The organism is Protofrankia sp. CiT1, assembly GCF_917627335.1.
Lineage (GTDB): Bacteria > Actinomycetota > Actinomycetes > Frankiales > Frankiaceae > Protofrankia.
On sequence record NZ_CAKJTP010000011.1, the window covers coordinates 13,568 to 23,648 of the forward strand.

The window sequence follows — 10,081 nt, forward strand, 5'->3', positions numbered from 1 at the left end:
GTCGGAGAACGGCCAGTCGGAGAACGGCCAGCTGCGGACTGTGGCGATGCTGGGCGGGGCTGTTCCCGCCACGGTGGTGGCGCCGGCCGCGGATGACCCGCCGTACGGCGGGGTCATCGTGGTTCACGACGCTCGGGGCATCACGCCCTACCTCACCTCGGTCTGCGCGCGGCTGGCCCAGGCCGGCTGGCTCGCCGTGGCACCGCACCTCTACCACCGGGACGGCTTCGCCGAGGTCGAGCCGGCGGGTGGCTGGCCTACCGCGGTCGCGCGGATGGGTACCCTGACCGGCCCGGCCATCGCGGCGGACATCGACGCCTGCCTGGCCCATCTCGCGCACAACGGCTTTGGCCCCGAGCGGACAGCGGTGATCGGTTTCTGTATGGGCGGGACGGTGGCGCTGGGCACCGCCGCCCGTCACAGCATGGGCGCGGCCGTGTCGTTCTACGGCGGCGGCGTGAGCACGCCGTACTGGGAGGGGTGCGCGCCCCTGGTGGAGAGCGCCCCCTCGCTGCGCACGCCGTGGCTCGGTCTCTACGGTGAGGACGACGCGCTGATCAGCCGGGCGGAGATCGAGGCGCTGCGGGCGGCGGCCACGACGTCAGCGGTACCGACCGATTTGATCGTTTATCCGGGCGCGGGACATGCCTTCCATAGCGACGACCGTGCGGAGGTCTACCGGCCCGAGGCGGCCCGGGACGCCTGGCGCAGGACGCTGAGCTGGCTCCGTAGCCAGGTGGCCCCGGGATAGCGCTGGGAGCGCCGGCGGCGGTGCGGGCACACCCGCCCCTGCACCGAGCCGCCTGCACCGCTGCTCGCCGTATTCCAGCCACCGCTTCGCGCTGGCTGGGAACCCCGTTGCCCGCCGCCCCGCGGGCCACGTCCCAGATCATCGCCGCTATCAGCCGTATTGGCCGTATTGGCCGTATTGGCTGTTGTCGGTGAGCCGGGCAGCAGCGCGTGCTGCGCAAGCCCGGCATCGCGGACCGACCGGTGCCGACAGGCCAGGCGTACGCGATGGCCTGTCGGTGTGCCGCAATATGATCGATTTTGTGGGGCGGCTTTCAGAACCCGTCCTAGCGGTCGTCCTTGTCCGCGGTTTCGGCGAGCAGGACGTCGAGCTGCGTGCCGGAGATGCGCTTGAACAGCCGGCGATTGCGGGTGCGGTCGAGCATGGCCACTTCAAGGTTTGCCGAGGACAGGGCGCGGTCGCCGTTACCGCCCGCGGGCGTGCCGGCCCGCAGCGCGTTCACGGCTGCTCTCAGCGCGGTGGCAAGCGGCTGGCCGTCCGCGTGATGTTCCTTCAGGGATGCGCTGACCTGCTCGGACTGCCCGCCGATGGCCACGAATCCACGTTCGTCCGCGATCGACCCGTCGTAGGTGAGCCGGTAGATCTGGTCGTCCTCGGCCCGCTCACCGACCTCCGCGACCACGATCTCCACCTCGTACGGCTTGATGCTGTCGGTGAACAGGGTGCCGAGCGTCTGGGCGTACCAGTTGGCAAGCGCTCGCCCGGTCACGTCACGGCGGTCGTACATGTAGCCGCGGACGTCCATCATGCGCACGCCGGCAGTCCGCAGGTTCTCGAACTCGTTGTACTTGCCGACCGCGGCGAACGCGATCCGGTCGTAGATTTCGCTGATCTTGTGAAGGGTCGACGAGGGGTTCTCGGCGACGAACAGGATGCCGTCGGTGTAGGTCAGCACCACGACACTACGGCCGCGGGCGATGCCCTTGCGGGCGTACTCGGACTTGTCCCGGACGAGCTGTTCTGGGCTGGCGTAGCCAAAGGGCATGGTCATGTCAGCCTCCCGGGTTCGTCATGCGGTCAGCGACGACGGCCTCGACGACAGCGCCCACCTCGTCATCGAGGAAGCGGCGGAAGCCGTCCGCGGTAACCGAGGCGACCACCGGGTAGAGACGGCGGACGAGGTCGGGACCGCCGGTCGCGGAATCGTCGTCGGCGGCGTCGTACAGGGCCTCGACACAGACCCGCACCGCCTCCGTCGCGGTCAGGTCCGCCCGGACGAGTTTTTTGAGCGCGCCGCGGGCAAACACCGAGCCCGATCCGATGGCCTGGAAGGAGCTGTCCTCGGCCCGAGACCCGGTGATGTCGTAGGAAAAGATCCTCCCTTTGCCGGTGTCGAGGTCGTAACCGGCATACAACGGGACGACCGCGAGTCCCTGCAGAGCCATCCCAAGGTTGTTTTTGATCATGAATGACAAGCGGTTGGCCTTGGCGTCCAGGCTGAGGGTCGAACCCTCGATCTTCTCGTAGTGCTCGAGCTCGACCTGGTACAGGCGGACGAGGTCCGCACCGATCCCGGCCGTGCCCGCGTACCCGACGCAGGAGTACTCGTCGGCGTGAAACACTTTTTCGACGTCACGTTGTGCGATCACATTGCCCATGGTCGCGCGGCGGTCACCGGCCATGATCACGCCGCCGGGAAACGCCACCGCCACGATCGTCGTGCCGTGGGCCACCTCGGTGGCGGCGACCGGCAGCCGCTCGCGCGCGCCCGGGAGCAGATCGGGCGCGGCCGTGGCCAGGAACTCGGTGAACGACGACGTTCCCGGTGTCATGAACACAGACGGTAGACGCCCCGCGACTCCCGCTGGATCAGCCACAAATCCCCCTTCAGATAGTTGATTGCCTGGGCCGGCGGTCGCCGGTCGTCGGTGAGGTTCCCGAGACCAACGGTGCCGTTGCCGCACACGATGTCACTTGATCCAGCCAGCGTCGGAGCCGGCATGTCGGCAAGCTCATTCCCGTGCGGCCTGCTGTGATCAGAGAACAGGTGTCGCTTGCGGGCTCCGGCAGGAGGCCGTTCGATCAGGAAGCGGTGTCCGGGTGGATGGGTCGCGAAGCGGCGCGGAGACTCACCGGAGATGGTGGGTGGCGACCGACGAGCCGTACCCGTGCATCGCGCGGCAACGGACGGGCAGCGATGACGCGAGGCGCCGACCAGGCGGCGCGAGCCGGGCCCGGTTGCCGGAGCCTCTGAGAGCGTGTGTGAGATCGTCATTCCGCCTCGCCGCGTCCAGGTGCCCCCTGGCCGCGTTGTCGGCCACACCGAGACAACTCATCCGGTATCGCTTCGGCCTTCCGCCTTGCCCGGGGGCGCCTGGACGGGGCTCACTGATCGAAAGCCCGATCTCACACACGCTCTTACTCCCCCCCTTTTTGTACGTAGCCCTTCACGAATTCCTCGGCGTTCTCCTCGAGTACGTCGTCGATCTCGTCGAGCAGGGAATCAACGTCCTCGGACAGCTTCTCGTGCCTTTCCTTGAGGTCGCTGGCGCTGGACTCCTCGACCTCGACCTCGTCGCTCTGGTCCGCCTTGCGCCCCGAGCGCTGCTGACCGCCGCCGGTGTCCTTGGTAGGCATGAGACCTCCTTCGATCGTGATGAAGCGACACTATCCCCGGGCTCCGCCATCCTGAACCGCTCGCGGGCGCCGCCGTCAACCTCGCCCTGGCGGCAGCGACGTCGAGGAGTGCACGGGGCCACGTCAGAGCACCACTTCATCACGATCCGGCCCGCACGTCGCGACGTCCGCCCACGGCGCAATACGCCGCTGGCCACCTCCCACGCCGGCGCGCGCAGGCGCACTCTCCCATGTCGGGATATGACCGGTTGCCGATGCTTCCGCGAGGCCGCGAGGCCGCGGCCGTGGGTCAGCCCTTGGCGAGTGCGTCCACGAGGTCCAGCGCGGTCGGGCAGCGGGCCAGCAGCTCGCCCACGTGCGCCCGGGTTCCGCGCAGCGGCTCCAGGGTGGGTACCCGTTGCAGGGAGTCACGCCCGACATCGAAAATGACCGAGTCCCAGGAGGCGGCGGCGACCTGCTGGGGATACAGCGCCAGGCAGCGGCCGCGGAAGAACGCCCGGGTGTCGTGCGGGGGCTCGGTCATGGCACGGACGATCTCGTTCTCGTCAAGCAGCAGGTCGACCCGCCCGCGGGCGGCCAGGCGGTTGTAGAGGCCCTTGTCGGGCCGGACGTCGGAGTACTGCAGGTCGACCAGCTGCAGGCGCGGAGCGTCCCAGTCGACACCGTCGCGGGCCCGGTAGCCTTCCAGGATGGCGAGCTTGGCGACCCAGTCCAGCTCCCGGGAACAGCTCATCGGGTCGTCCTCAAGACGGACCAGGACTGATTCCCAGCGTGCCAGCACGTCCGCGGTCTGGGCGTCCAGGTCGGTGCCGAAGCGGTCCTCGACGTACTTGCGGGCCTGCTCCAGGTACTCCATCTGCAGCTGGACGGCGGTCATCTTCCGGCCGTCCCCGAGGGTCAGCAGGTGGCGCAGGGACGGGTCGTGGGAGACCGCCCGCAGGCCGGCCACGGGGTTGTCGACGGTCAGGTCGACATCCAGCCAGGAACTTTCGATCATCGCGAGGACAAGCGAGGTAGTTCCGATCTTGAGGTAGGTCGAGATCTCGCTCATGTTCGCGTCGCCGATGATCACATGGAGCCGGCGGTACTTCTCCGGGTCCGCATGCGGCTCGTCCCGGGTGTTGATGATCGGACGCTTCAGGGTTGTCTCCAGCCCGACCTCGACCTCGAAGAAATCGGCCCGCTGGCTCAGCTGGAAACCGGCCTCACGGCCGTCCACGCCGATGCCGACCCGGCCGGCGCCACACACGACCTGCCTGGAAACGAAGAAGGGCACGAGGTGGCGGACGATGTTGGCGAACGGTGTGGAGCGGGCCATGAGGTAGTTCTCGTGGCAGCCGTAGGAGACGCCCTTGTTGTCCGTGTTGTTCTTGTACAGGTGCACCGGCATCGTGCCCGGGACGGACAGCGCCCGCCGCGCGGCCTCGGCCATGACCCGCTCCCCGGCCTTGTCCCACAGCACCGCGTCGCGCGGGTTCGTCACCTCGGGGGTGGAGTACTCGGGGTGGGCGTGGTCGACGTAGAGGCGCGCGCCGTTGGTGAGGATGACGTTGGCGAGCCCCAGGTCGTCCTCGTTGGCGGGAGCCGACGGATCGGCCACGGGCTCGCGGGGGAGCTCGAAGCCGCGTGCGTCGCGCAGCGGTGACTCCTCCTCGAAGTCCCACCGGGCCCGGCTCGTGCCGGTTGCCTGTCGGCTGGCGTAGGAGTTGACCACCAACGACGAGGCAAGCATCTGGTTGGTGGTTGGCTGACCGGGCACCGACACGCCGTACTCGGTCTCGGCTCCCATGATCCGGCGAACGCTCACACTCTCAGCGTAGGTGTTTTGCGGCCGTACCGAGACCTGGATTCGATGGCTGACTGTGCGTGACTGTCTGGCGGATCTCCGAAAACAGGCCGAGCGGCACGCTGCCAACGACATACGAGCCGTTGACAGCCCTGCCCCGGGCACATAACCGATCAGGGGCGGACGTAAAAATCATGGTCTGCGCGATGCGATGCGATGTGATGTGGCTGAGGGCCGCGGCTGGCGAGGGAGCGTTGAGCGGCTCCGGCAACAGGAAATGTAGATCAAGAAGCGAGGCTGGGGGCGCGTCACGAGACGGAGGCAGCGGAGAACAGCGGGGTGGGCAGGGCGGGAGATCCCGCCCTGCCCACCACCGGTACAGCGCCTTGTCACCCGGTGTCCGGGCTTCCACCGCGAAAATCGGTTACAGATATCGGTTACAGATACTGGCCCGTGTTGGCGATCGTGTCGATGGACCGGCCGGCTTCGGTGCCCTTGGTGCCGGTGATGAGCGTGCGGATGTAGACGATCCGCTCGCCCTTCTTGCCGGAGATACGCGCCCAGTCGTCCGGGTTGGTCGTGTTGGGCAGGTCCTCGTTCTCCTTGAACTCGTCGATGCAGGCATTGAGCAGGTGCTGCATGCGCAGCCCCTTCACGCCTCCCTCGATGAGCTGTTTGACGGCCATCTTCTTGGCACGGGCGACGATGTTTTCGATCATCGCGCCGGAGTTGAAGTCCTTGAAATACAGGACCTCCTTGTCGCCGTTGGCGTAGGTGACCTCGAGGAAGCGGTTCTCCTCCGTCTCGGCGTACATCCGTTCGACAACCCGCTGGATCATCCCTTGGCAGGTCGCCTCCCGGCTGTCACCGTGCTCGGTGAGATCCTCCGGATGCAACGGGAGATCCGGCGTCACGTACTTGGCGAAGATGTCCTTGGCCGCTTCGGCGTCCGGGCGTTCGACCTTGATCTTCACGTCCAGCCGCCCCGGCCGCAGGATCGCCGGATCGATCATGTCCTCGCGGTTGGACGCGCCAATCACGATCACGTTCTCCAGCTGCTCGACGCCGTCGATCTCACTGAGCAGCTGCGGAACGATCGTGTTCTCGACATCCGAGGACACTCCTGACCCGCGGGTCCGGAAGATCGAGTCCATCTCGTCGAAGAACACGATCACGGGCATGCCCTCGGACGCCTTCTCGCGCGCCCGCTGGAACACGAGCCGGATCTGCCGTTCGGTCTCGCCCACGTACTTGTTCAGCAGTTCCGGGCCCTTGATGTTCAGGAAGAACGCCCGTCCGCTGCCCTGGCCGGTCTGTGCCTCGACCTTCTTCGCGAGCGAGTTCGCCACCGCCTTGGCGATGAGCGTCTTGCCGCAGCCGGGCGGGCCATACAGCAGGACGCCCTTCGGCGGCTTCAGTTTGTGTTCAAGGAAGAGATCCTTGTAGAGGAACGGCAGCTCGACGGCGTCACGGATCGACTCGATCTGGCCCTTGAGGCCGCCGATCTGTTCGTAGCCGATATCCGGGACCTCTTCGAGAACCAGCTCCTCCACCTCGGACTTGGGGATGCGCTCGAAGGCGTACCCTGACCGGGTCTCGACCAGCAGCGAGTCACCGGCCCGCAGCCGTCCGTCCAGCAGCGGCTGGGCGAGCATGACCACGCGCTCCTCGTCGGTGTGGCCGATGACCAGAGCTCGATCGCCGCTCTCAAGGATCTCCTTGAGCAGGACGATCTCACCGTGGCGTTCGAACGCGCGTGCGTCGACGACGTTGAGGGCCTCGTTGAGCATGACCTCCTGCCCGGGGCTCAGATCGACCACGCCAACGTTCGGTGACACCGTCACCCGCAACTTGCGGCCCTGGGTGAACACATCGACCGTGCCGTCGTCGTACGACCCGATGAAGATCCCATAGCCGCTCGGCGGCTGGGCGAGCCGGTCGACTTCTTCCTTCAGCGCGATGATCTGGTCGCGAGCTTCGCGCAGCGTGGCCACGAGCTTGTCGTTCTGCCCGCTGACACCGACGAGATCCGCCTGTGTCTCAGCCAATCGTTCCTCAAGGGCACGGACCTGCCGCGGGGATTCGTTGAGTCTCCGCCGCAGCATGGCCACCTCCTCCTCAAGGAAGGCGACCTGAGTTGTGAGCTCGTGCACTTCCTTCTCGTATGCCGACGCTCGTGAATCTCCATCACCTGGACGACCCGAGCTCCCACCGGAGCCAGAGCCCGAACGGGGACCGGACACCGCGCCTCCACCTCCCCCGTGCTGACCGGGACGCACCCAACACTACCGTTGTGACCGCCGCTGGCACGCCTGTCTGACGACTACGAGCCTGCTTTGCCGTAAACAGCGAGTTACGGTGCCATGGTGACAGAAGATCGGAGCTCTGTGGCAACGCCCAGGAATCTCACCGGACCAACAACACCGCCGGCGTTGCGGGTACGCATCGACCAGGACGCCTGTACCGGAGACGGACTCTGCGTCCAGTTTGCTCCGACCGTCTTCGAGTTCGATGTTGACGGGCTGGCGTACGTGAAGGGGCCGGACGGGCTGCTGCGCACGAAACCCGGTGAATCGGTACCGATACCACTGCCACTGGTAGGCGATGTGGTCGCGGCTGCGGACGACTGCCCGGGCAACTGCATCTACGTGCAGCGTCCCGACGGCACCCTCGAGGCCGGGCCGGGCAGCTGAACCGTCTGTTTCGCAACGCGCTGTCGCGCTACGGCTCCCCGGCGGGGAGCCGTAGCGCGGATCAACGTACGACCGATTCTGCCCCCTGTCGGGAATCCGACAGCGCGGAACCGGGCGTTGGGGACGTCTGCTCGGTCACGTCGGGCCGTGCGCCCTTCGCCGGGCGCCGTCGCCGCGGTGGCGGGGTGACCCCGTCCGCGAGCCGCCGGGCTGTCACGAGGAAGCCGGTGTGACCGACCATCCGGTGGTCCGGGCGTACGGCCAGCCCATCCACATGCCAGGTGCGCATCATCGATTCCCACGCCGCCGGTTCGGCGAACGTGCCGTACTCGCGCAGTGCCTCGACCACCCGCGCGAGCTGGGTGGTGGTGGCCACATAGACGCAGACGACCCCGCCCGGCACCAGCGCGGCGCTCACCGCGTCCAGCACCTCCCACGGGGCCAGCATGTCCAGCACCGCCCGGTCCATGTCGCGCTCGGTCGCCTCGGCCAGATCCCCCACCCGCAGCGTGTGGGCGGGATGCGGCCCGCCGAAGAAGGCCTCGATGTTCTTCTGGGCGATCTCGGCGAAGTCGGGCCGCCGTTCGTAGGAGACCAGCCGCCCGGTATCGCCGACCGCCCGCAGCAACGAGCAGGACAACGCGCCCGAACCCACCCCGGCCTCCAGCACCCGCGCGCCTGGGAAGAGGTCGGCGTACGCCACGATCTGCGCGGCGTCCTTGGGGTAGACCACGGCGGCGCCGCGCGGCATCGACAGGACGAAGTCGGTCAGCAGCGGACGCAGCGCCAGGTACGGTGTCCCGCCGGTGCTTGTCACGACCACGCCGTCGTCCCGGCCGATCAGGTCGTCGTGCTCGATAGCGCCGGAGTGGGTGTGGAACTGGCGGCCGGGCTCGAGCAGGACGGTGTGGCGCCGCCCCTTGGGGTCGGTCAGCTGCACCCGGTCGCCCTTGGTGAAGGCGCCGCGGCGGTGCGCCGCACCGGTCGGCGGCCGGTTCACGAGCGGACCGCCGACCGGGCAGCGCCCGCTGGGTCGATGCGAGCGACCAGATCGACCATGGCGAGGATGCCGACCGGGCGGCCGCCCTGCGTCACCAGGTATTCGGACGCCGGTGTGCCCCGCACGGCTGCCAACAGATCCTCACCTTCCAGCTCAGCGTCGAGCACCATGCCGGGCTCGAGCGTTCGGCTCACCTCGTCCACGGTCATCCACGGCCGGCGATGCTCGGGCAGGGCGTCCACGGCCGACCCGTTCATGACCTTGAGCGGTGTCCCGTCGGAGCCGACGACAGCCACCGCGCTCGCGCCGAGCTCACGCGCCCGCCGCAGCGCCTCGGCGAGCGGCACGGCACCCTCCACCGGCAGCGTGCGACGCGCGAGCCGACCGGCGGATACCCCTGGCAGGCGCATGTGGATCTGAGCCTGCCGCAACAGCTGATACGCCCCAGCCGCGATGAACGCGCTCACACCGAGCAGGTAGACACCGCCGAAGTCGCTACCGGGGGCGAACAGGCCCCACAGCGCCAGCAGGACGGCGACCAGGAAACCGCCGTAGGCGCCGACCCGGATGCCTTGGAGCTTGTTCTTGGTGGCGCCCCAGACGGCGGCCACGACCAGCCGGCCTCCGTCCAAGGGCAGGCCGGGCGCGAGGTTCAGCACGCAGAGGGCAAGATTGGTCACGGTAAGGTCAAGGATGACGACACCGGGCTGCGTACCGCTGTCCACCACCGTCAGCAGGGCAAAACCCACACCCGCGAGCAGACCGTTGGTGGCTGGACCCGCACCGGCCACCAGGAATTCACGGACCGGTGTCTGAGGCTCCGGCGATATCTCGGTGAACCCGGCGAATCCGTGCACGGTCACCGCCCGGACGCCGAGACCGAACCCCAGTGCCATGAGGCAATGGCCGAGCTCATGGATGACCAGCGAGGCGACGAATCCGGTCGCGGTGATGGCGGCCAACAGATACAGGCGGCTGTCGGCGACATCCGGCAATCGGTCCCGATTGGGACCGATCAGCAGCCAGCAGATGATGACGGCGAACACGAGCGCCAACGGAGACAGGTACACCGGTACGCCGCGGACCCGCCCGATGAGCAGACCGGGTGCGTGACGGGGCTGGTCACCACCGCTGCCGTTGCCCGCGGCAGGGGGAGTGACACGATGGACCTGGTCCGGCTGATCGGCCATGTGTGCGATGCTACGGCCTCCCCC

10 protein-coding genes are annotated in these 10,081 nt (G+C 67.9%); 2 read left to right on the forward strand and 8 right to left on the reverse strand.

What is annotated here, in order from left to right; genetic code table 11:
• Positions 1 to 46 precede the first annotated feature (46 nt).
• On the forward strand, positions 47 to 751 hold the full coding sequence (locus tag MJ785_RS03570; protein WP_239380041.1) for a dienelactone hydrolase family protein: 705 nt from the start codon (positions 47 to 49) through the stop codon (positions 749 to 751).
• Positions 752 to 1,076: 325 nt separating this feature from the next.
• Here MJ785_RS03570 and prcA read toward each other — a convergent pair whose 3' ends face one another.
• The 6 genes from prcA to arc all read right to left on the reverse strand — a co-directional run bounded on the left by prcA (position 1,077) and on the right by arc (position 7,417).
• Positions 1,077 to 1,802 (reverse strand): proteasome subunit alpha, encoded by a 726-nt coding sequence (gene prcA, locus MJ785_RS03575; RefSeq protein ID WP_239311191.1) that lies wholly within the window; start codon positions 1,800 to 1,802, stop codon positions 1,077 to 1,079.
• Position 1,803: 1 nt separating this feature from the next.
• Positions 1,804 to 2,628 carry a proteasome subunit beta gene (gene prcB / locus MJ785_RS03580; protein ID WP_239311192.1) on the reverse strand — a complete coding sequence of 275 codons (825 nt, stop codon included), beginning with the start codon at positions 2,626 to 2,628 and terminating at the stop codon, positions 1,804 to 1,806.
• Entirely contained in the window at positions 2,580 to 2,753 is a 174-nt protein-coding gene (locus MJ785_RS03585; protein WP_239311198.1) for a hypothetical protein, read from the reverse strand. The genes prcB and MJ785_RS03585 overlap by 49 nt, the downstream gene beginning before the upstream one ends.
• A 416-nt stretch (positions 2,754 to 3,169) precedes the next feature.
• The gene (locus tag MJ785_RS03590) at positions 3,170 to 3,388 is read right to left on the reverse strand and encodes a ubiquitin-like protein Pup (protein WP_239311193.1); all 219 of its coding nucleotides are present in this window, start codon (positions 3,386 to 3,388) and stop codon (positions 3,170 to 3,172) included.
• 289 nt (positions 3,389 to 3,677) lie between these two features.
• Complete coding sequence (gene dop, locus MJ785_RS03595; protein ID WP_370651647.1) at positions 3,678 to 5,195, reverse strand: depupylase/deamidase Dop; 1,518 nt, start codon at positions 5,193 to 5,195, stop codon at positions 3,678 to 3,680.
• Positions 5,196 to 5,611: 416 nt separating this feature from the next.
• Entirely contained in the window at positions 5,612 to 7,417 is a 1,806-nt protein-coding gene (gene arc / locus MJ785_RS03600) for a proteasome ATPase (RefSeq protein ID WP_239311194.1), read from the reverse strand.
• A gap of 120 nt (positions 7,418 to 7,537) precedes the next feature.
• Between arc and MJ785_RS03605 the strand changes: the two genes are divergently transcribed.
• Positions 7,538 to 7,867 carry a ferredoxin gene (locus MJ785_RS03605; protein ID WP_239311195.1) on the forward strand — a complete coding sequence of 110 codons (330 nt, stop codon included), beginning with the start codon at positions 7,538 to 7,540 and terminating at the stop codon, positions 7,865 to 7,867.
• A gap of 61 nt (positions 7,868 to 7,928) precedes the next feature.
• Here MJ785_RS03605 and MJ785_RS03610 read toward each other — a convergent pair whose 3' ends face one another.
• Both MJ785_RS03610 and MJ785_RS03615 read right to left on the reverse strand, forming a co-directional pair.
• Positions 7,929 to 8,867, reverse strand: coding sequence for a tRNA (adenine-N1)-methyltransferase (locus tag MJ785_RS03610; RefSeq protein WP_239346616.1), 939 nt, complete (start codon positions 8,865 to 8,867; stop codon positions 7,929 to 7,931).
• Positions 8,864 to 10,081: site-2 protease family protein (locus MJ785_RS03615; protein ID WP_370652861.1), on the reverse strand; the 1,218-nt coding region annotated here is incomplete at its 5' end. The genes MJ785_RS03610 and MJ785_RS03615, both read right to left, overlap by 4 nt.